At 72.7% G+C, this 21,078-nt stretch carries 17 protein-coding genes; 2 read left to right on the plus strand and 15 right to left on the minus strand.

Features of this window, described 5'->3' with window-relative positions; all coding sequences use genetic code 11:
• Positions 1 to 11: 11 nt before the first annotated feature.
• From TR50_RS01765 to pdxH, 6 genes are all read right to left on the minus strand, one after another.
• Positions 12 to 917, minus strand: coding sequence for an AAC(3) family N-acetyltransferase (locus TR50_RS01765; RefSeq protein ID WP_042412842.1), 906 nt, complete (start codon positions 915 to 917; stop codon positions 12 to 14).
• A gap of 2 nt (positions 918 to 919) precedes the next feature.
• A complete protein-coding gene (locus tag TR50_RS01770; RefSeq protein WP_042412844.1) occupies positions 920 to 3,394 on the minus strand; it encodes an FxsB family cyclophane-forming radical SAM/SPASM peptide maturase in 2,475 nt (824 codons plus the stop codon).
• A gap of 39 nt (positions 3,395 to 3,433) precedes the next feature.
• Positions 3,434 to 3,616, minus strand: a complete 183-nt coding sequence (gene sjiA, locus TR50_RS01775; RefSeq protein WP_042412847.1) for an FXSXX-COOH family cyclophane-modified RiPP peptide SjiA — start codon at positions 3,614 to 3,616, stop codon at positions 3,434 to 3,436.
• A gap of 372 nt (positions 3,617 to 3,988) precedes the next feature.
• Entirely contained in the window at positions 3,989 to 8,326 is a 4,338-nt protein-coding gene (gene fxsT, locus TR50_RS01780) for an FxSxx-COOH system tetratricopeptide repeat protein (RefSeq protein ID WP_052440562.1), read from the minus strand.
• Positions 8,323 to 9,096 (minus strand): TIR-like protein FxsC, encoded by a 774-nt coding sequence (locus TR50_RS01790; protein ID WP_160311065.1) that lies wholly within the window; start codon positions 9,094 to 9,096, stop codon positions 8,323 to 8,325. The genes fxsT and TR50_RS01790 overlap by 4 nt, the downstream gene beginning before the upstream one ends.
• Positions 9,097 to 9,202: 106 nt before the next feature.
• A complete protein-coding gene (pdxH, locus tag TR50_RS01795) occupies positions 9,203 to 9,835 on the minus strand; it encodes a pyridoxamine 5'-phosphate oxidase (protein ID WP_042412859.1) in 633 nt (210 codons plus the stop codon).
• A 464-nt stretch (positions 9,836 to 10,299) separates the two neighbouring features.
• Between pdxH and TR50_RS01800 the strand changes: the two genes are divergently transcribed.
• Together TR50_RS01800 and serC are read left to right on the plus strand one after the other, a co-directional pair.
• Positions 10,300 to 11,400 carry a citrate synthase 2 gene (locus TR50_RS01800; protein ID WP_042412862.1) on the plus strand — a complete coding sequence of 367 codons (1,101 nt, stop codon included), beginning with the start codon at positions 10,300 to 10,302 and terminating at the stop codon, positions 11,398 to 11,400.
• Between the two features lie 151 nt (positions 11,401 to 11,551).
• On the plus strand, positions 11,552 to 12,670 hold the full coding sequence (gene serC / locus TR50_RS01805) for a phosphoserine transaminase (protein WP_042412865.1): 1,119 nt from the start codon (positions 11,552 to 11,554) through the stop codon (positions 12,668 to 12,670).
• Positions 12,671 to 12,768: 98 nt separating this feature from the next.
• On the opposite strand, the gene TR50_RS01810 is transcribed toward serC, so the two are convergent.
• The 9 genes from TR50_RS01810 to TR50_RS01850 all read right to left on the minus strand — a co-directional run bounded on the left by TR50_RS01810 (position 12,769) and on the right by TR50_RS01850 (position 21,052).
• Positions 12,769 to 13,338: a hypothetical protein gene (locus TR50_RS01810; protein ID WP_042412867.1), complete on the minus strand. Its 570-nt coding sequence runs from the start codon at positions 13,336 to 13,338 to the stop codon at positions 12,769 to 12,771.
• A 226-nt stretch (positions 13,339 to 13,564) separates the two neighbouring features.
• Entirely contained in the window at positions 13,565 to 14,611 is a 1,047-nt protein-coding gene (locus TR50_RS01815) for a LacI family DNA-binding transcriptional regulator (protein WP_042412869.1), read from the minus strand.
• A 19-nt stretch (positions 14,612 to 14,630) separates the two neighbouring features.
• Positions 14,631 to 14,966, minus strand: a complete 336-nt coding sequence (locus TR50_RS01820; protein WP_052440566.1) for a DUF4229 domain-containing protein — start codon at positions 14,964 to 14,966, stop codon at positions 14,631 to 14,633.
• Between the two features lie 164 nt (positions 14,967 to 15,130).
• Positions 15,131 to 16,294 (minus strand): aminofutalosine synthase MqnE, encoded by a 1,164-nt coding sequence (gene mqnE, locus TR50_RS01825; protein WP_042412870.1) that lies wholly within the window; start codon positions 16,292 to 16,294, stop codon positions 15,131 to 15,133.
• Positions 16,295 to 16,404: 110 nt separating this feature from the next.
• Positions 16,405 to 17,376, minus strand: a complete 972-nt coding sequence (locus TR50_RS01830) for a threonine ammonia-lyase (RefSeq protein WP_042412872.1) — start codon at positions 17,374 to 17,376, stop codon at positions 16,405 to 16,407.
• Between the two features lie 7 nt (positions 17,377 to 17,383).
• Positions 17,384 to 17,863: an Lrp/AsnC family transcriptional regulator gene (locus TR50_RS01835; protein ID WP_042364954.1), complete on the minus strand. Its 480-nt coding sequence runs from the start codon at positions 17,861 to 17,863 to the stop codon at positions 17,384 to 17,386.
• 118 nt (positions 17,864 to 17,981) lie between these two features.
• A complete protein-coding gene (locus TR50_RS01840; protein ID WP_084699632.1) occupies positions 17,982 to 18,638 on the minus strand; it encodes a UbiX family flavin prenyltransferase in 657 nt (218 codons plus the stop codon).
• 57 nt (positions 18,639 to 18,695) lie between these two features.
• Positions 18,696 to 19,595 carry a menaquinone biosynthesis prenyltransferase MqnP gene (mqnP, locus tag TR50_RS01845; protein WP_042412874.1) on the minus strand — a complete coding sequence of 300 codons (900 nt, stop codon included), beginning with the start codon at positions 19,593 to 19,595 and terminating at the stop codon, positions 18,696 to 18,698.
• Positions 19,592 to 21,052, minus strand: coding sequence for a menaquinone biosynthesis decarboxylase (locus tag TR50_RS01850; RefSeq protein ID WP_042412876.1), 1,461 nt, complete (start codon positions 21,050 to 21,052; stop codon positions 19,592 to 19,594). Before TR50_RS01850 ends, mqnP begins: the two co-directional genes overlap by 4 nt.
• Positions 21,053 to 21,078: the final 26 nt, after the last annotated feature.

Raw genomic sequence — 21,078 nt, forward strand, 5'->3', positions numbered from 1 at the left:
TGGAACCGCCCCTATTGATGGTCCGTCAACACCGTCTCCGCAATGGCCGACTCGCGCCACGGCCGACTGGTGACCCAACCCGCCCGCAGCACGGCCAGGGCGACGTCGACGGCGGGCCGGATCGGGACCAGCGTGGCCTCGGCGTCGCCGACCCTGCCGCGGCGGATCTGCCGGCGGGCCTCCAGTTCGACCTCGACGTACTTGCCCAGCTCCTCGAAATGACCTTCGTGCAGGTCCAGATCGCGAAAGGCGATCCACTCGCCCTCCGGGGCGCCCGGTACGGCGACCTTGGCGTGATAGGTCTTCACCGGAAGGGTGGGCGCCTTGTAGTCCGCCAGGTGGAAGGGCGTGAACCGGGACCAGGAGACGCCGATCAGCAGCCCGAACGCGTCGCGGTCGTAGAGCTTGCCCAGGGGCGAGCCGAGGCCGAGGTGCTCGTCCCCGTGCTCCGCGGTGATGCCCTCGGCGTCCTGCCCCAGCGCGGCGAACGACGTCTGCGGGTGGCCGCTGCGACGGGCGCCGGGCCTGCGGCGCAGCCGCTCCGACACGATGCCGACGGCCGGGGAGACGCGGGTGGTGTGGCGGTCGAAGGCGGGCAGCGCGGCGTCGTACGCCTCACGCTCCGCCTCCGTCATCCGCGCCGTGGCCCGGACGTAGTCCGGGGTGGTGCGGGAGTTCTCGGGCGTGGCGGCGTAGGCGACGAGCGTGCCCCACGGGCCGATCCGGTCGAGCAGCGCGTCGATCAGCGCGTCCGGGCCGCCCCCGTCGCGGGGCCCGCGGGCGACGCGGGAGTACGCCGCCTGGACCAGGACCACGGCGTCCCGAGGCAGTCCGAGAGCGTCCAGGTCGGCGGAGAAGGCGGCCCGCAGCTCGTCCGGCTCGCGCTCCCCGGACGTGACACCCGTTTGCTGAGGCATGATCAGCCCCTTACGGAAGACGCGACTGCCCCGGCCTCGACGAGCTCCGCCCCGGCCTCCAGCTCGGACACACGGGGCGCCAGCGTAGCGTGCATGGCGGCCACGAAGCGCTCCCCCTGCGCCGTCAGACTGCCGGATCCGGCCAAGGTCAGCACGGCGTCGAAGGTGTGGCGCAGCCAGCGCTCGTACTCGCCGCGGGCGTGCGCCACGGCCTCGGCCCCGGCCCCGGTCTCGACCAGCTCCGACGTCCTGGCACCCCAGTACTCGACCACGGCGATGTGGGCGTACGTGCCCTGGAAGAGCCCCTCGAAGGGTCGCGGGTCGGGCCGCCACGGCGCGCAGTACGTCCGGGTGTCGCGCCGGTCGAAGAGGTCGTCCACGTCGAAGATCGCCCCGAGCTTGACGTGCTGGAACTCGTGCACCAGCAACAGCGCCAGGTACTCGTCGGTGTCCGGGAGTGCGACGCCGACGTTGCCGAAGGCGTCGCGGGCCGCGCCGCTGACGGCGATGCCGGCCTCTCCCCGACGCAGGGGCGTGACCGTGCCCAGGCCCGCCCGCAGACCGTCGGCGTACTGCGGCAGGCGGGCGCGGATCCACGCCCACGCCCCGGTCAGGCGCTCACGCCAGAGCGCCGCCTCCGCCTCGGACAGGCGTCCGCCCGGTGTCCAGTTGTGGCCGGACCGCCGCGGGTCGAGGTCCTCCAGGGCCACCGACCACCCGTCCCCGGTCCACACGCGGAGCGGCTGCCAGGCTTCGGGCTGCCCCTCCCGGGCGCGGGGCACCCGGACGGATCCGGCGCCGGCCGTGGCCGTGAACCCGTCCGCGTCGGTGGTGACCGTGGCGGTGGAGACCGTGGCGGCCGAGACCGCGGCGGGGTCGTGCGCGTGACCGGCGCCGGCGAGGTCGAGGCGGCCGACCGTGGGGAGCAGCAGCGCGCCGTCGCGCAGCGGCACGGCGACCTGCGCGGTCAGGCCGGCCAGGACGGCGGCGGCGGCGGCCGACTCGGCCAGCCCGCCGAGGATCTCCTCGGCGCCCACCGACGAACCCGCCGTGAGCGCCGCGAGGGCCCAGGGGCGCAGGTAGGGGTGGCTCAGCACCGCGTCGAGCGCCGCGGGCGCCTCCGCGTCCAGGCGGGCGAAGAGCGGCCACAGGGCCCGGCTCCCGCCGGCGCCCGGAGCCAGCTGCTCGGCCCTGGCGGCGAGTTCGTCCAGGAGCTCGCGCCCCAGCTGGACCTGGGCGCCGCGCAGCGCCGAAACCGCCTCCGCGCCGCCGTGGCCCGTGCCGAGCTCGTCGAAGAGGGGTGAGGGCAGCAGGGCCTGCGCCGCGTCGTGCTGGTCGGCCACGCCGAGTTGCTCCTTGGTCCGGGTGATGAACGCGTACAGGTCTTCGCAGAACACGCTGGGATGGTCGAACGCGCGACTCGGATCCGGCTCGGCGCGGTATCGGTGCGCATAGAGGCCGCCGCCGCAGGAGTCCACGACGGGGCAGGCCCGGCACTGCGCGCAGAGCCCGGCCAGGCCGAGCTGGCGCCCCAGCAGCGCGGGATGGCGGGCGGCCGCGTCCACGGGGTCGCGCAGGACGTCGAAGCCGGTCTCCGGGGCGCCGTCGTACGCGGTCTTCAGCGAGTCGGCCTGTTCCAGGGTGCCGTCGGTCTCGATGACCAGGAGGTCCGCGGGGGCCAGCCCGAGGGACTCGGTCAGGCTGTCTTCGCCCGCCAGCGTGCGCAGCACGGAGTCGAAGAAGCGGACCGGCACCGGACGCCCCTGGGCGTCCCAGCGGGTCAGGATCGTCATCAGCCATTCGGCGTAGGGCGTGGGCCCCGTACCCGGGGGCCGCAGGGGCGGCTCGGCCCAGGTGGCGTGCGGCAGCAGGAAGTCGATCCGTGGCGGATCGAGCTCAAGCAGCGCCTCGTAGACCGCCGTCGGGTCGTTGCGGACGTCGATCGTGCAGAGCAGCCCGGCGTACAGGTGGCGGTAGCGCGGCGTGTTGAGCAGACGCACGGCGCGGAGGACCTTGGCGTGGCTGCTGCGGCCGTTCCGGTAGCGGCGGTGCAGATCGTTGGCCGCCCGGTCGCCGTCGAGGGAGATGCCGACCTTGACGTCGTAGCGGTCGAAGAGTTCGAGGTGGCGTTCGCCCAGCGTGACGCCGTTGGTGTGGATCCGCAGATCGAGCCGGCAGACCCCGGCGAGCGCGGCGGTCAACTGCTCGGCCGCGAAAGCGAGGCGGTCGTGCCCCGCGAGCAGAGGCTCTCCCCCATGGAGGACCACATGGACGACCGGGAGACGGTGGCGCCGGGCGTGCTCCGCGATCCGCTGCGCCGTGGCCCGGAGCACCTCGTCCGAGGGCGTCATGGGGCGACGCTCCCAGCTGGTGTCCGCGTGCTCGTAGACGTAGCAGTGATCGCAGGCGAGATCGCACCTGCTGTGCATCTTCAGCACGAACTGACTGAAAGAGGCATCCGTGTCGACGGTGTCCATGGCAGGGGTGACGGTGCTGAGGAAGAGCCAGAGCCTCCGTCAGATGGACGACGTGAAAGCAGCGACGTCCAGCTTGGCGATGCCGGAGTCCGGCAGCGCACGGTTGATCAGATGGCTGTGGGCGACGGCGTCGCGACGGGAGAGCTGCAGTGGCCGAACCGATTCGGCAGAGGCCTCGGGCGCGGCAGTGTCGGACTGCGTGGTAGCGCGCTCAGTGTTCACGGTACCCCTCGAAGGAGATGTGAGGTGGGGGGCTCAGGCTTCCGCGCGTGACTCCCGCGACTCTCGTCACTCTCGGGTCCTGCTCGCGTCCTGGCCCGCGGTACCCGTGGCCTGCGTTCAAGATCTCTGACTACGAAATTCGCGCGCGCAAACCATCACCTATGGAGACACGGTAAAAGTTACACCCACCAAGCCCTCCACGCCCGGCACTCCTGAGCCCGGCCCGACTCCCCTTTGAGTCGCTGGTCTGGGAATATGCAGCTCAGAGGCTCATGACATCGCGGCGACGTCGAATCGTTACGAAAATTTTCCATCGAACGGGTTAGTAGCGCGCGCCGCGCGGGTACTCCGGGCCCATCCTGAGACGCCCCCTCACCACACCGGAATGTCCAGAAGCATACCGACCCACCGTCCCTGACGGAGCGTCGACAGGTCCGGATGGTCCCGCCCCAGCAGCCGCGACAGTCGCGGCAGCGCCTCGATCCGCAGCCCCTCGCTCTCCAGCGGACGCCCCGCCCGCTGCCCGACGTTCCCCAGATTCGCCGCCAGCAGCAGGGAGAGCGGGTGGTCCACGCCCTGCCGCGCGTTCGCGTCACCCAGAACGCCCCTGCCCTCACTGAGTGCTGACGTCGTCTCACCGACGACCGCCAGTAGTCCGACCCGGTTGCCGCGGGCCGAGAGCGTCAGCGGGTGCGTCGGCCCCAGGCGCAGCTCCAGCGCCCGCACCACGGGCGAGAGAAGCGCGAGGGCTTCGGCCGCGTGGCCCCGGTCCCTGCCGTCCCCCGCGACGAACACGGCGTGGTTGTGGGCGCAGCACAGCGCCTCGGGATGGTCCGCCCCGGTCCGCTCGGCCGTCCACGCGCGCACCCGCGCCGCGGCCGGAACCGCTCGCTCACGCGCCCCGGTGACATGCCAGCCGGCCGCCAGCTCCAGGAGGCACGCCTGGGCGGCAGGGCTCCCCTCGCCGCCCCGGCGCACCGCCGCCGCGTGGACCTCGGCGGCCAGCTCCAACGCCTCCCGGTGCCGGCCGCACCCGCGCAGGGCGGCGGCCAGTTCCCGTCCCACGCGGAAACGGGAGGGCAGGTCGGGCGCAGCCGAGACGGCCGACCAGACCCGCTGGAGGCGCTCCAGCGCCTCGCCCGGACGCCCCAACTCCCTTACGGCCCTCGCCACCGCCGCCGCGGAGTCGAGGGTGGCGGGATGCGCGGGCCCGGGGGCGACGAGGCGGATCCGCAGGGCCTCCTCGTGCAGTTCGAGCGCCTCGGCGTAGTCGCCGACCAGGTGGTGGTCGAGCCCCAGGTTGTTGATCATCCGCTGGGTGCGCATGTGGGTCCGCCCAAGGCGGGCGGTCATCGCCGCCAAGGTGCGGCGGTCGACCTCCAGCGCCTCCTGGTAGCGCCCCAGCGCCCGCAGGTCGCCCCCGTAGCCCCCAGCGGTGATCAGCGTGTGCACGTGCTCGGCCCCGAACAGCTGCCGCTGTGCGGCCATGGTGGCCTCGTCCAGGCGGTGCGCCTCCAGGTGGCGTCCCTGGGAGCGGAGGGAGTTGGCCCACTCGGCCCGTAGCCGCAGCCGCCGCCAGTCATGCTCGGGCAGCCGGGCGCTCCAGCGCGCGTCCAGGACCTCGGCCAGCTGTTCCGCCTCGACGGGACGCCCACGGCACCACAGGTAGCGGACGAAGTCGACGAACAGGTCGCGCACCTCCGGCTCGTCGGCGGCGTCGGCTCCCGACGGCAGCAGGTGTCGCCAGACCTCCTCCAGGCGTCGCCAGTTGCGCTCCTCGTCGACGTCCGCGCCGATCCGCAGCCGACGCGCGACCAGTAGCGCGTGCGCTCGCCGGACCGTGCCCTCGGACTCGACCGGCCCCAGCCGGGCCAGCGCGGACGCGGCGACTCGGGCGTCGATCCGCAACAACTCGCCTCCCCCGTCCACGAAGAGCAGCCCCAGGGTCTCCAACTCCCCTTGGACGATGGCGAAACTGGCCCAGTCCATGACGTCGGGCCGCAGCTCCTCCAGCTCCCGCAGCAGCCGGTCGTCCCGCAGCAGCCGACGGGCCACGGTGCCGCCGCCGAGGCAGGCGCAGAGCTGGAGCACCCGCAGGGCCGCGGGGGACCGCGCCTCGAGGAGGTCCAAGGTCCGGGCCAGCACGGCCTGCACGGGGTCGGCGGGATCGGCGGGGTCGAGGGAGAGCAGCAGGGTTTGCGGAGTCTCTCCGCTCACGGCCAGGTAGGCGGAGGCCAGGAACAACGCGGGAGCGTGGTCGGCGAGTCGCGCGGCGAGCCGGTCGACCGCACTGCCGGGCGCGGCGTCCGGTCGCCCGAGCAGGCGGCGGGCCGCGGGCCGGTCCAGTCGGCCCACGGGGAGCAGCTCGGCGTGCTCGCCCCAGACGGGCAGCGCGGTGGTCACCAGGACGTGGGCCGGTGTCCCCGGGACCCCTGGCGGGCCGAAGGACTGCCAGTCCAGCGCCTCGGGGTCGTCGGCCCCGTCCAGCACCAGCAGGGAGCGGGCGGGAAGCCCCTCGCGGCCAGCGGGGAGCAGCAGGTGGTAGGCGGCGCGCGCGGCGGCGGGGTCGGCGGCCGGGATCCACCACACCAGGTCGTAGTCGCCCCGGTACCGGTGGGCGAACTCGCGGGCCAGCTCGGTGGCCCCCGCCCCCGGGCGTTCCGCGAGCAGCGCGACGCGACCGCGCACCGCCAGCAGCTCGTGCGTCCGCTCCAGCTCCTCCGCCCGTCCGGTGAAGAAGGGGTTGCGGCCGGGCGCGTTCCACACCGAAGGCGCCCGCCCGGGAAAGCGCGCGGTCCGGGCGACGGGAGACTCGTCGACGGCGAGGTCGGGATCCACGGCCCGGACGAGCATCCGGGCGGCCAACTGCTCGTCCGGCTGCCGCAGGTCGAGCTCCCGCCCCGACCGGGATTCGCCGCCGCAGCGCACCCGCAGCAGGAGAGGCTGTCCGTCCGGACCGGTACGCCCCTCGAGTCCGCGCAGCAGCTGCTCCGCGCCGCCCGCCCAGGGCGGCTCCGACAGCAGGGCCACCACCCGCTGCGCCCCGGCCAGCAGCGCCGCGCCCGGCTCCCGCCCTGGAGCGAGGTCCTGGCCGAGAGCCGGGGCCGGGTCGAGGGCGGGAGCCGGTGCAGGGCCCGGGGCGCGGTCCCAGCCCGGAGCGGAGTCCAAGCCGAGAGCCGGGGCCGAATCAACGGCCGGGCCCGGGGCCGGGTCGAGGGCGGGGCTGGAGGCCGGTGGTGGGCCGGAGGCTGGTGTCGGGTCCGACGCCCGCCGTGCGTCACGGACCGGGGCCGACGACAGCCCCGGAGCCCGTCCCGGGTCCGAGGCCGGCTTCACGTCCAAGCCCGTGGCCCGGTCCCGGCCCGGAGCGGAGTCCGGACCGTGCGCCGGGTCGAGGGGCGGTGTCGGACGCAAAGCGTCCGGTGGGTCCGAGGGCCGGTGCGCGTCCGGGCTCGGGGCCGGGTCGGTGTCCCGGCTCCGGCCCGGCTTCGCGGTGGGGGCCGGTAGCGAGCCCGAGGCGACGGGCGGGTGCGAGGGCCGCCGCGGGTCCGGACCCGGTGCGGCGGTGAGCCTGGGCGGGGCGGCGAACTCGTGGGCTCGGACCTGGAGGCCGGCCGATTCGAGGACCTCCTTCGCCCACTGCGCCCACGCGCGTTCCGCCGTGCCGTGGAGCAGCGCCACGGGGGCGGGGGCGGTGCGTCGGCGCTGGTAGCGGTCGCGCCAGGCGGCGCGGAGGGCCGGGGGCATCGGCGGCAGGCCGCGCACCGCGCCGCCGGTGACGGCGGCGGTGAGCCGCTCGCAGCCGGCGAGCAGCGACTGGGGGTCGCCCGGCTCGTCGCCGAAGACGGCCAGCACCTCCTCGAAGGCGTAGTAGGCGCGGTACGGGAGGGCGGCCGCGTTCCAGTACGCCCGCAGCGCCTCTCCCTCGACGCCCTCGGGAAAGCCCGCGAAGCGGCGTCGGGCCAGGTCGCGGCCCGCCTCGAACCGCTCGTGCTCGCCGCCGTCGACCCGGGTGGGCACGGGCAGCACCCGGACCGGGCGGCCCTGGCCGGCCCGCACCCGGGCGACGTCGTGGGCCACCCCGGCGGCGCCGTCGATGCCCTGACCGCTGAGGGTGAAGCAGACCACCAGGGTGTCCGGGAGTTCGAGCGTGCAGACACCGGCCACGTCGCCGAGACCGGTGCGGCTGTCGATCAGCACGTAGTCGTAGGCCGCCGCCATCGAGTCGCGCAGCGCCTGGAGGAAGTCCGCGCCGTGGTCCCGGCTGTAGAAGAGGTTCCAGTCCAGGTCGGCGAGGGCCTCCGCGTAGGCCGGGCCCTCCTGGCCCGCGCACAGCAGGTCCAGGCGCCCGCGACCGGGGAAGTGCGGCCAGTCGACCCGCAGCACTCGTCCCGAGACGTCGGCGTGACGTGGCGTCAGCTGTCGCAGCTCCGTGCCGGACCAGCGGTACCGGTCCAGCGCGGCACGGAAGTCCGTGACCGCGTCCAGCACGCCGGTGCGGTTGGCGCGTTCGACCGGGTCGAGGAACGGGTGGAAGTACCGCTCCAGGCCGGGCGCTTCGAGGTCCCAGTCGACGGCCAGCACCCGCAGGCCGTCGGCGGCCAGGATCCAGGCGACGTTGGCCAGCGCGGTGGTCCGGCCGGTGCCGCCCTTGTACGAGTAGAAGGTCACGACCTTGCCGCGGCCCGTCGGGCCGTCCCCGGCGGTCACCGGTCCCCTTTCCCGGCCGGGTCGTCGTGCGGGACGCCCGTCGGCCTGAGCCGGGGCAGCCGCTCCCGCGCGGACGGCGCGAAGGCGCTGGGCACCTTCGCCAGGTCCGGCGCCTCGCCCTCCTCGACGACCGTGCGGCCGGCCACCTCCTTGATCCGCTCGGCCAGCAGGTAGACCGTCTCGCGGCGGTCCGGCTTCATCGCGGGGCGTGCCATCAGCGCGTACAGGCCCTGGCTGCGGTAGCTCTCCGGGAAATCCCCGTGCTGGTACTGGAGCCGCCGGACCGGCGGCGGCATCTGCTCCGGCGGGGTCGGCACCCAGCGCACCGGGACGATGGCCGTCGGAGCGGCCCGGCCCGCCTCCACTCCGGCGGCCAGCCGCACGGGGCGGGCGGAGAAGGCGGCCCACTCCTTGCCGCACATCTCGCTGGCGAAGTAGCCGGGCGAGAGCAGGGCCACCAGCACCCGGCACTGGGCGAGTTGCTGGGACAGCCACTGGCCCCAGTCCTCGCCCACCTCGATGGAGCCGTCCATCATGCCGACCGGCACCGTGCCGATGGGCGGGCAGAGCTCACCGAGATGGTCGCTCAGCTCGAAGAAGAGCCGTCGCACCAGCTTGGCCGGACGCCCCAACCGCCGCGACCCTCCGCGCAGCCCCGGGGAGTGCGCGTGGCTCAGGAAGAAGTACGGCCGGTTCACGCCCTCCTGGGCATCCCCGCCGCTCCGACCGTCCCCGCCGTCCCGGCCCTCGCCGTCCGTGCCGTCGAACACCACCGCACCGCACCCCCGACCGGTGTCGAACCTGGGTTCCCATGGTGACCCAGTCCGGGATGTGACGGAACATCGTCTCCTCATCCCGGTGCGGCGGCCGGCCGGTTCAGGGGCAGAGGCGCTCCACCCGCCAGCCCGTCGGGGCGGTGGGGTCGGCGTCGTAGCGGAGCCGGTCGTGGAGGCGGTTCTCGCGGCCCTGCCAGAACTCCACCGAGGTCGGCGCGACCCGGAAGCCGCCCCAGAACGGCGGGACGGGGACGCCCTCGCCCTCGGGGTACCGGGTGACCAGGTCCGCGTAGCGACGCTCCAGCTCCTCCCGCGAGCCGACCGGACGGGACTGCTCGCTGGCCCAGGCGCCGAGCTGGGAGCCGTGCGGGCGGGAGCGGAAGTAGCCGGCCGTCTCGTCGCGGCCGACGCGGGTCGCGGTGCCGGCGACGATGACCTGGCGGGCGATCGGGTGCCACGGGAAGAGCAGTGCGACGTGCGGGTTGTCCGCGATGTCGCGGCCCTTGCGGCTCTCGTAGTTCGTGTAGAAGACGAAGCCGCGCTCGTCGTAGCCCTTGAGCAGCACGGTGCGCATGCTGGGCCGGCCGGCCTCGTCCACCGTGGAGACGATCATCGCGTTCGGCTCGTCGACGCCGGCGTGCTGCGCGTCGACGAACCAGCGGGTGAACTGCTGGACCGGGTCCGCGGCGAGTTCCGCCTCCAGCAGGCCCTCGGCCCGGTACTGGCGGCGCATGTCCGCGGGGTCGGCATGGCTGAGCGGCGCGAGGGGCCCGTGGTCCGGCGCAAGAGGAGCATCCGATGCGTGCACGCCGCCATCATCCCAGGCCGCGCCGGACAGCTGGGCTGAACGGACCGGGAAGATCGTCCGACGAGTAGGCGGCCGAACCGTCATGCGCGCGGGACGCACCGGGGCGAGCATGGATTCTCTCGACGTCGAGAGAGTATCGTGGCCGCGCTCCGTCGACGAGGCCGGCAGCAACAGGTGAATACGACGCGTGTGCAGGGCATCACCGACGTGGGATCTGGCGCGATGCACCCAGTGCCTGAGAGGCTGACACCGCGTGCCACGCGCGCCGCAACGCCACCCGCGCAACCGCGCGGCAACAAAAACAGAGACGACTTGGCCACACCACCAAGCCTTCCGCCGATCCGACCGGCCAGAACCGACCGGTCAGAACAGATCTGAGGAGCCGCCTGATGTCCGACTTCGTACCCGGACTCGAAGGAGTCGTTGCGTTCGAGACGGAGATCGCCGAACCCGACAAGGAGGGCGGCTCCCTCCGCTACCGCGGTGTCGACATCGAGGAGCTCGTCGGGCACGTCTCCTTCGGCAACACCTGGGGCCTCCTGGTCGACGGCAAGTTCAACCCGGGCCTGCCCCCGGCCGAGCCGTTCCCGATCCCGGTCCACTCCGGGGACATCCGCGTCGACGTCCAGTCCGCGCTGGCCATGCTCGCCCCGGTGTGGGGTCTGCGTCCGCTGCTCGACATCAGCGCCGAGCAGGCCCGTGACGACCTCGCCCGCGCCGCGGTCATGGCCCTGTCCTACGTGGCCCAGTCGGCCCGCGGCCAGGGTCTGCCGATGGTCCCGCAGAGCGAGATCGACAAGGCCGAGACCATCGTCGAGCGCTTCATGATCCGCTGGCGCGGCGAGCCGGACCCGAAGCACGTCAAGGCCGTCGACGCGTACTGGACCTCCGCGGCCGAGCACGGCATGAACGCCTCGACGTTCACCGCCCGCGTCATCGCCTCCACCGGCGCGGACGTGGCCGCCGCCCTGTCCGGCGCCGTCGGCGCCATGTCCGGCCCGCTGCACGGCGGCGCTCCGTCCCGCGTGCTCGGCATGATCGAGGACATCGAGCGGAGCGGCGACGCGGTCGCCTACGTCAAGAACGCCCTCGACAAGGGCGAGCGCCTGATGGGCTTCGGCCACCGCGTCTACCGCGCCGAGGACCCGCGCGCCCGCGTGCTGCGCCGCACGGCCCAGGAGCTGGACGCCCCGCGCTTCGAGGTGGCCGCCGCGCTGGAGAAGGCCGCCCTGGAGGAGCTGCACGCGCGTCGCCCCGACCGCGTCCTCGCCACCAACGTCGAGTTCTGGGCCGCCATCGTGCTGGACTTCGCCGAGGTCCCGGCGCACATGTTCACCTCGATGTTCACCTGCGCCCGCACCGCCGGCTGGTCGGCCCACATCCTGGAGCAGAAGCGCACCGGCCGCCTGGTCCGCCCCTCGGCCCACTACATCGGCCCGGGCACGCGCAGTGTCAGCACGATCGAGGGCTACGAGTCCATCTCGCACTGACGATCGGATCCGCCCGGCGGACCGCCGCACCTGTCCAGGGGCGCGCGGAGCTGTTCTTCCCAGTTCCCTGCGCCCCTGAGGTGCCACCGAGCACCGTCTCACTCGACGGACTCTCCACCTCCACGCAGCAGCCAGCCGATACGCTTCCCTCGTGGCTGATATCCAGATCCCCGCTGACATCAGGCCCGCTGACGGCCGTTTCGGCGCAGGTCCGTCCAAGGTCCGGCCGGAGGCGCTCGGCGCCCTCGCCGCCGCCGGTGACTCTCTGCTCGGCACCTCCCACCGCCAGGCCCCGGTGAAGAACCTGGTCAAGCGCGTGCGCGAGGGCATCAGCAGCCTCTTCTCCCTGCCGGAGGGCTACGAGGTCGTCCTCGGCAACGGCGGATCCACCGCCTTCTGGGACATCGCCGCCTTCGGGCTGGTCGAGAACAAGTCCCAGCACCTGAACTTCGGCGAGTTCTCCTCCAAGTTCGCCGGCAGCGTCAAGGCCGCGCCGTGGCTGGCGGAGCCCACCGTGATCAAGTCGGAGCCCGGCACGCACCCGCTGCCGCAGGCCGAGGCCGGGGTCGACGTGTACGCGCTGACCCACAACGAGACCTCGACCGGCGTGGCCATGCCGATCCGCCGCGTCGCGGGCGCCGACGAGGGCGCGCTGGTGCTGGTGGACGCCACCTCCGGGGCCGGCGGCCTGCCGGTGGACATCACCGAGTCGGACGTCTACTACTTCGCGCCGCAGAAGTCCTTCGCCTCCGAGGGCGGGCTGTGGATCGCGGTGTTCTCCCCCGCCGCGCTGGAGCGCGCCGCGCGCGTCGCGGCCTCCGGCCGCTACATCCCGCCGTTCTTCGACCTGCCGACGGCCATCGACAACTCGTCGAAGGACCAGACGTACAACACCCCGTCCATCTCCACGCTGTTCCTGCTCGCGGACCAGCTGGACTGGATGAACGGCAACGGCGGTCTCGCGTTCACCACCGGCCGCACCGCGGACTCCTCGTCGCGCCTGTACACCTGGGCCGAGAAGTCCTCCTACGCGACCCCGTTCGTCGCCAACCCGGCCGAGCGCTCGCAGGTCATCGGCACGATCGACTTCGACGAGGCGATCGACGCCGCCGCGGTCGCCAAGGCGCTGCGCGCCAACGGCATCGTGGACACCGAGCCCTACCGCAAGCTGGGCCGCAACCAGCTGCGCATCGCGATGTTCCCGGCCGTCGACCCGGCCGACGTCGAGGCGCTGACGGCCTGCGTCGACTACGTGATCGAGCAGCTGTAGTCGGGACGACACGCTGGGCATGCGTGAAGGGGCGGGCCGTGCGGCCCGCCCCTTCGGCGTTCCCGGCGTCCCCGGGCACGCCCGGGGACGCCCCGGGATCAGGTGTGCGCGACCGGCAGGCTCAGCCCGAGGCTCGCGACGGTCTGGGTGACCACGGCGAGCAGGTCGGTGACGGTCGCGGTGAGGGCCGTCGTCACCTTGCTCACGTCCAGCGAGGTCAGCGCGCTCACCAGGTTGGTGACGTCGCCCTGGAGCTTGGTCAGCGCGTCGCCGACGGCGTCCGCGGGCCCGGTCCCCTGGACCTCGCGGCCGGTGACCGGCACGCTCGTCACGGGGATGGACTTCTGCAGGTTGGTGACGGCGGTGGTGACCTTGGCCGCGGCCGCCTGGACGTCGGCGGCGGAGGGCGCCGGCTTGGCGCTGGCCATCGCGGTGAGCTGACTGATGGCGCCCTGCACGGCACCGAGGTTGCCGAGCACAGTGAGCGCGGTGGAGGGGTCTGCCGCCGGCACGACGGCGCCGGGCTGCGTCACGGGCTGGGTCACGGGCTGGGTCGAGCTGCCGACGGGCTGGGGTGCGGCCTCCGCGGTCGCCACGAGCGAGCTGCCCGCCAGGACGGCGGCGAGCGTGGCACCGGCGATCACGGAGTGGACGCGATTGAAACGCATGAGCGTGACTTCCCTAACTGATAAAGGGGGTTGGTCGGACACGCTCAAACGTCGCCCAGCTCGTCACTCCCGGCAACGCGGGAGATCCGAACGGTTATCACCCGTACGGCTAGCGCAAGGCCGCGCCGATCACCACGGCGATCAGGAGCAGCACCAATGCACCGGTGACGATGCGCGTTCTGGTCTTGGGATCCACGCGTTCAGCCTATCCCCCGTCTGCCACCGGTCAGCGCCCGGTGGACCCCCGCACGACGAGGTGCGTCGGCAGCGGCGCGGGCTCCGGAACGGGTTCGACGGTGTCCCGGGCGCCGATCGCGGTGAGCAGCCTCACGCCCGCCGCGCCCAGGCGCTCACCCGGGAGGTCGACGGTGGTGAGCGCCGGCGAGAAGAGCGGCGCCGCGACGATGTTGTCGATGCCGACGACCGAGAGGTCCTCCGGGATGCGCAGGCCCAGCTCCGCGGCGACGTGGTAGACGCCGGCCGCGACCACGTCGTCGTCGCAGACGACGGCGCGGGGGCGGCCCTCCGCGTCGGCGAGCAGGACGCGCGCGGCGGCTCGGGCGGCCTCCAGGCCGCCGTTCACCGAGACCCCGACCTCCGCCACCCGGGCTCCCGCCGCCGCGGCCTCGAAGCCGGCCTGGCGGGCGCGGAAGGTGTGCGCGGACTCGACGGAGCGCAGATGGCCCAGCCGCTCGTGGCCGAGTTCGCGCAGATGGGCGACGGCGGCGGCCATGCCCGCGCCGACGTCGAGCTGCTGGGTGCGGCGGCGCGGATGCCCGGCGCTGAGGGCCGGGTCGGCGTCGAGGTAGACGACGGGGACGTCGTCGGGGAGGTCGCCGCCCAGCTGGCTGTCGTCCGGGGAGCAGATCAGCAGGCCGTCGTACTGGCCGCCGCGCGCGGCACGGGCCAGCGCCGCGTGGTCCCAGCCGGAGGAGACGACGACGGACAGGCCGCCGTCACCGGTCTCGGCGGATCCGACCTGTGCCGCCTCGGTCTGCGCGCCCGCGAGCACGCGGGCGAAGAAGGGTCCGAGGATGTTGGGCACCGCGAGCAGCAGCAGCCCGGTACGGCCGAGCCGCAGTTGGCGTCCGGCGGCCTGGGGGGCGTAGCCGAGCTCGGCGGCGGCGGCCAGCACCCGGTCGCGCGTGGCCTCGGAGACGCGGTGCGCGGCCGCGCCGGAGCCCCTCCCGGACCCGGAGAAGACCAGCGAGACGGTGGCCTGGGACACCCCGGCGCGTTCGGCGACGTCGCGCCCGGTCGGACGGCGGTTCACCCGCGGTGCTCGGAGCGGGCTACTTCTGCTCGGCGCGGACCGCGTCGTCGAGCGCGTCCTCGGCGGCGTTCTGCGCGGCGATGCGGGCGCTCATGGACTTCTTGTTCGTCTTGCGCCGCTCGATGCCGCCGGTGATCTGCTGGGACATCGCGTCGCGCTGCCGGCTCAGCACGACGAAGCTGATCGGCGCGGAGACGAGGCCGGCGATGATCAGCAGCAGGAAGACCCCGGAGGCGCCGGCCGTCACCGGCAGCACGCCGACGTGCGCGAGCACCAGAGCGATCAGGAAGCAGGCCAGGAAGATGCTGGCCCGCATCGCGCTGTAGCGGAGGGTGGCGTGCGACTTGGCGCTCACGGCACGGATTCTCTTTCCCTACGGGGTCCCTACGGGAGGGCAATACCCAACAAGTGAAGCACGCCGCCCGGGGCGATCTTCACAGGGCTGTGGACAACCCTGGAAGCACGCCCCGGAAGCACGCCCCGGAAGCGAACCCCAGGCGCGCACCTCGGGCGCGCGCGTCAGAAGCGCATCGGCTGCGGCGCCTCGCGGCGGGACGCGTCCGGGCCCGGGTACTCGCGGATGATCTCGTAGCGGGTGTTCCGCTCGACGGGGCGGAAGCCCGCGTCGCGGATCAGGTCCAGCAGGTCGTCGCGGGTCAGCTTGTTCGGCGTGCCGAAGCCGTCCGCGTCGTGGGTGATCTTGTATTCGACGACCGAGCCGTCCATGTCGTCCGCGCCGTGGTTCAGCATCAGCTGGGCGCCGGCCAGGCCGTGCATCACCCAGAAGACCTTGACGTGCGGCACGTTGTCGAAGAGCAGCCGGGAGACCGCGAAGGTGCGGATCATGTCCGCGCCGGTGGCCATGGTGGTGCGGGCCTGCAGCGTGTTGCGGATCTTGCCGTCGCGCGAGTCGTGGAAGTCGTGCTGGTAGCGCAGCGGGATGAAGACCTGGAAGCCGCCGGTCTCGTCCTGCAGCTCGCGCAGCCGCAGCACGTGGTCCACGCGGTGGCGCGGCTCCTCGACGTGGCCGTAGAGCATGGTGCTGGGCGTCTTGAGGCCCTTGGAGTGCGCCAGACGGTGGATGCGCGACCAGTCCTCCCAGTGGGTGTCGTGGTCGACGATGTGCTGGCGCACCTCCCAGTCGAAGATCTCCGCGCCGCCGCCGGTCAGCGACTCCAGACCGGCGTCGATCAGCTCGTCGAGGATCTCGTCGGCGGACAGGCCCGAGATCTTCTCGAAGTGGTGGATCTCGGTGGCGGTGAACGCCTTCAGCGCGACGTTCGGCAGCGCCTCCTTCAGGGCGCGCAGCGAACGCGGGTAGTACCGCCAGGGCAGCGTCGGGTGCAGGCCGTTGACGATGTGCAGCTCGGTCAGCTGGTCGTTCTCCATCGCCTTGGCGAGCTTGACCGCCTCCTCGATGCGCATCGTGTAGGCGTCCTTCTCGCCCGGCTTGCGCTGGAACGAGCAGTAGGCGCAGGACGCGGTGCAGACGTTCGTCATGTTCAGGTGACGGTTGACGTTGAAGTGGACGACGTCGCCGTTCTTCTGAGTCCGCACGTGGTGGGCGAGCCCGCCGAGCCAGGCCAGGTCGTCGGTCTCGTACAGCGCGATCCCGTCCTCGCGGGTGAGCCGCTCCCCGGCGTAGACCTTCGCCTCCAGCTCGCGCTTCAGCCCTGCGTCCATCCGAGTCCCGCCTCCATCAGCGCGTTGAACAATCCGTACGAGCCTACGCCCCCGTCGGCCGGGTCGGTCGCAGGGGCACCCCGGCGACCACCCGGGCGGTCACCGGCCGGTCACATCGCCAGGATCCTCGCCAGCAGCGCCGGTTCCACGTTCCCGCCGCTCACCACCGCCGCGAAACGGCTGCCGGGCAGCTCCTCGCCGTGGAAGAGGTACGCGGCCGTCGCCACCGCGCCCGAGGGCTCGGCGACCAGTCGGCCGCGGCGGGCCAGGACGGCCACCGCCTCGGCGATCTCCTCCTCCGACACCGTCACGATGTCGTCCACGTACGCCTGCACGTGCTCCCAAGGGAGTTCGCCCAGCGAGGTGGTGCGCAGGCCGTCGGCGATCGTGCGGTAGGTGTCCGCGTGCGGCCAGGTGCGCCGCTCGCCTGCGCGGAAGCTCTCCGCCGCGTCGCCGGCGAGCGCGGGCTCGACGCCGATGATCCTCACGCCGGGCGTGGTGAGCTTCAGGGCCGTCGCGACGCCGCTGATCAGCCCGCCGCCGCTGACGGGGACCAGCACGGTCTGCAGGTCGAGGTCGAGCGCCGCGGCGTCGTCGGAGATCTCCAGGCCGGTGGTGCCCTGGCCGGCGATGACGTACGGGTCGTCGTACGGCGGCACCCAGACGTAGCCGTGACGCTCCACCAGCTCCCTGGGCAGGTCGTCGCGCTGCGTCATGTCGACGAGGATCACCTCGGCTCCGTAGGAGCGGGTGTTCTCGACCTTCACCTCGGGCGAGGTGTCCGGCATGACGATGACGGCCTTGATGCCGAGCTCCCGGGCCGCGTAGGCGACGGCCTGGGCGTGGTTGCCGCTGGACTGGGCGACCACGCCCCGCGCCCGCTCCTCCGCCGTCAGGGCGGCCAGGCGGTTGTAGGCGCCGCGGATCTTGAACGCGCCGGTGGGCTGGAGGTTCTCCGGCTTCAGGTGCAGCGATCCCCACGGGCGGTCGGCCCACGGGCAGGGCATCAGCGGGGTGCGCACCGCGACCCCGGCGATCCGTCGCTGGGCCTCGCGCAGTTCGTCCAGTGTCACCAGGGCCATGTGGGGATCACGCCTTCCGTGTGGCGTCCGTGAACTCGGTGTCGGGCAGCTCGACCGCCCGGTTCTCCCACTTGGTGGAGAGCACGACGGTGGTACGGGTGCGGGCCACGCCCTTGGTGCCGGAGAGGCGCTTCACGATCGACTCCAGGCCGTCCACGTTGGGCACCCGGACCTTGAGCATGTAGGAGTCGTCACCCGCGATGAACCAGCAGTCCTCGACGTCGGGCAGGTCGCGCAGACGCCCGGCGACGTCCTCGTGGTCCGCGGCGTCGGTCAGCTGGAGGCCGATCAGGGCGGTGACGCCCAGGCCCAGCGAGGCCGGGTTCACCGTGGCGCGGTAACCGGTGATGACCCCCGCCTGTTCGAGACGGTTGATCCGGTCGGTGACACTGGGGCCCGACAGGCCGACGAGCCGCCCCAGCTCGGCGTAGGAGGCGCGCCCGTTCTCGCGCAGCGCCTGAATGAGCTGCCTGTCCACCGCGTCCATGGTCGAAAACCTGGCCTTCCAATCGTTGGGGAACCTGCCGACAGTATCCGGAATCCAAAACTCCAGCCCGATGCGGCCCCCGGTTCGCAAAGAAGATACTCCGACGAGGTGACCTCCATCACGTCGAGGTGGCGCCGCTCCCCAGTTCACCCGCCCAGCGGAGGTACAGCCGGTGCTCCACCCCGACCGCGTCGAGCACGCGTCCGGCGACGAAGTCCACGAGCTGCTGGACACTGGCCGAGCCCGCGTAGAAGCCCGGCGAGGCGGGCATCACGATCGCCCCTTGGGCGTCGAGGTCGGCGAGTTGACGCAGGGTCACCCCGGTGAGCGGGGTCTCCCGGACGCACAGCACGAGCGGCCGGCGCTCCTTGAGGGTGACGCTGGCGACGCGTTGCAGCAGGTCCTTGCTCAGGCCGATCGCGATCCCGGCGACGGCGGCGGCGCTGCACGGGACCACGATCATCCCTTTGGCGGGATAGGAGCCGCTGGACGGCCCCGCGGCGAAGTCGCCGGCCGTCCAGTAGCGCACGTCTTCCAGCTCGAACGGCTCGGGCTTGCCCCGGTCCAGCGGCCGCTCCAGCCACTCCCGCAGGTCCTCGCGCCAGTGCGCGTCCCGGAACGGGATCCCCGTCTCGTCGATCAACGTCAACCGCGCCGCGCGGCTGACCACCACGTCCACGGCCTCCCCGGCCCCGAGCAACCCCCGGATCACCGCCGCCGCATACGGCGTCCCGGACGCCCCCGTCACCCCGACCACCCACGGCTCACGCTTCACGCCATCGACCCTAACGGGCGAGCCGCCGAACGGCGTCCGAGCACCGGCCGCGCACGGTTACGGGGTGAGCCCGCGCAGGACGAGGTCCAGCAGGGCGAAGCAGAAGAGCGAGATCCCGACGAAACCGTTCACCTGGAAGAAGGCGCGGTTGAGTCGGCTCAGGTCGCCCGGACGGACGATGGAGTGCTCGTAGACGAAGGCGACGCTCACCACCGCCAGGCCCATCCAGAACGCCCAGCCGGCGGCCGTCAGCCACGCGTACCAGCCGAGCAGCAGCATGGTGACCACGTGGGCGGTGCGGGCGCCGTAGAGGGCCTTGGCGACGCCGAAGCGGGCCGGGACGGAGCGGACGCCGTCGGCGCGGTCGGCCATGACGTCCTGGCAGGCGAAGATCAGGTCGAAGCCGCCGATCCAGACGCCGACCGCCAGGCCCAGCACGCAGGCCTCCCAGGACCAGGCGCCGGTGACCGCGATCCACGCGCCGACCGGGCCCATGGCCTGGGCCAGGCCCAGGATCGCGTGCGGGAAGTCGGTGAACCGCTTGCCGTACGGATAGATCACCATCGGGATCACCGCGATCGGCGCCAGCGCCAGGCACAGCGGGTTCAGCAGCGCGGCGGCGGCCAGGAAGACCACCAGCGCGACCGCCGAGCCCGTGTAGGCCGTCCGCAGCGACACCGCGCCGGTGACCAGCTCACGCCCGGCCGTGCGCGGGTTCCGCGCGTCGATCTCGCGGTCGATGATCCGGTTCGCGGCCATGGCGAACGTCCGCAGGCCGACCATGCACAGCGTGACCAGCAGCAGCTGGACCCAGTGCACGTGCCCGTCCTGGAGGAACATCGCCGTGAGCGCGGCGATGTAGGCGAAGGGCAGCGCGAAGACCGAGTGCTCGATCATCACCAGCCGGAGGAACGCCTTCGTCCTGCCGATCTCCGGCGTCACGACAGCCGTCGTCATGAGAGCCCGTACTCCTTCCAGCGCTGGTCCACGAGCGAGGCCGTGGCCGGGTCCGAGAGGACCATCTCGGGCCACCCGCCGTCGCGGGTGTAGCCCTCCTCGGGGAGCTTGCGGGTCGCGTCGATGCCCGCCTTGCCGCCCCAGAACTGCTGGTAGGAGGCATGGTCGAGATGGTCGACCGGCCCCTCCACCACGGACAGGTCCCGGCTGTAGTCCACGTTGCCGAGGGCCCGCCAGGCCACCTCGTGGTAGTCGTGGACGTCGCAGTCGGAGTCCACCACGATGATCAGCTTGGTCAGCGACATCATGTGGGCGCCCCAGATCGCGTGCATGACCTTCTGGGCGTGCTTGGGGTACTTCTTGTCGATCGAGACGATCACGCAGTTGTGGAAGCCGCCCGCCTCGGGCAGGTCGTAGTCGACGATGTCCGGCACGATCACCTTCAGCAGCGGCAGGAAGAACCGCTCGGTGAACTTGCCCAGCGGCCCGTCCTCGGTCGGCGGGCGGCCGACCACGATCGACTGGAGGATCGGGCGGCGGCGCATCGTCACGCAGTCGATGGTCAGCGCCGGGAACGGCTCCTGCGGGGTGTAGAAGCCGGTGTGGTCGCCGAACGGCCCCTCGGGCAGCATCACCTCCGGGTCCAGCCAGCCCTCCAGCACCACCTCGGCGTCGGCCGGGACCTGGAGCGGGACGGTCTTGCAGTCGACCATCCTGACCCGCTCGCCGCCGACGAAGCCCGCGAACAGGTACTCGTCGATGTCCCCCGGCAGCGGCGCGGTCGCCGCGTAGGTGACGGCCGGCGGACAGCCGAAGGCGATGGCGACCGGCAGCTTCTCGCCGCGCTTCGCGGCGACGGCGGCGTGGTTGCGGCTGTCCTTGTGGATCTGCCAGTGCATGCCGATCGTGCGCCTGTCGTGGCGCTGGAGGCGGTACAGACCGAGGTTGCGGACGCCCGTGTCCGGGTCCTTGGTGTGGGTCAGGCCCAGGTTGAAGAACGACCCGCCGTCCTGCGGCCAGGTGAACAGCGCCGGCAACTGCATCAGGTCCACGTCGTCGCCGGTGAGCACGACCTCCTGGACCTTGGCCTCTCCCGGCTTCACCTTCTTCGGCGGCACGTGCGTCATCCCGGCCAGCTTGCCGAACGCCTCGCGCACCCCGGTGAAGCCGTGCGGCAGTTCGGGCTTGAGCAGCCCGGCGATCTTCTCGCCGATCTCGTCGGCGGACGTCAGGCCCAGCGCCTTGGCCAGCCGCCGCTCGGTGCCGAAGACGTTCATGGCCAGCGGCATCGCCGAGCCCTTGACGTTCTCGAAGAGCAGCGCCGGTCCCTTGGCCTTCTGGACCCGGTCGACGATCTCACCGACCTCCAGGTACGGGTCGACCTCCACCTTGACGCGCTTGAGGTCGCCGTCGCGCTCCAGCGCCCGGAGGAAGGACCGTAGATCGTCGTAAGCCATGGTGCTCAGTATCCGTCACGGCATGG

It is taken from the genome of Streptacidiphilus anmyonensis (assembly GCF_000787855.1).
Classification (GTDB): domain Bacteria; phylum Actinomycetota; class Actinomycetes; order Streptomycetales; family Streptomycetaceae; genus Streptacidiphilus; species Streptacidiphilus anmyonensis.

Coding starts and splice junctions, on each gene's coding strand:
- TR50_RS01765 (WP_042412842.1), bottom strand. CDS start 917: ATGCCTCAGCAAACGGGTGTCACGTCCGGGGAGCGCGAGCCGGACGAG.
- TR50_RS01770 (WP_042412844.1), bottom strand. CDS start 3,394: ATGGACACCGTCGACACGGATGCCTCTTTCAGTCAGTTCGTGCTGAAG.
- pdxH (WP_042412859.1), bottom strand. CDS start 9,835: ATGCGCCGCCAGTACCGGGCCGAGGGCCTGCTGGAGGCGGAACTCGCC.
- TR50_RS01800 (WP_042412862.1), top strand. CDS start 10,300: ATGTCCGACTTCGTACCCGGACTCGAAGGAGTCGTTGCGTTCGAGACG.
- TR50_RS01810 (WP_042412867.1), bottom strand. CDS start 13,338: ATGCGTTTCAATCGCGTCCACTCCGTGATCGCCGGTGCCACGCTCGCC.
- mqnE (WP_042412870.1), bottom strand. CDS start 16,294: ATGGACGCAGGGCTGAAGCGCGAGCTGGAGGCGAAGGTCTACGCCGGG.
- TR50_RS01830 (WP_042412872.1), bottom strand. CDS start 17,376: ATGGCCCTGGTGACACTGGACGAACTGCGCGAGGCCCAGCGACGGATC.
- TR50_RS01835 (WP_042364954.1), bottom strand. CDS start 17,863: ATGGACGCGGTGGACAGGCAGCTCATTCAGGCGCTGCGCGAGAACGGG.
- mqnP (WP_042412874.1), bottom strand. CDS start 19,595: ATGACGACGGCTGTCGTGACGCCGGAGATCGGCAGGACGAAGGCGTTC.
- TR50_RS01850 (WP_042412876.1), bottom strand. CDS start 21,052: ATGGCTTACGACGATCTACGGTCCTTCCTCCGGGCGCTGGAGCGCGAC.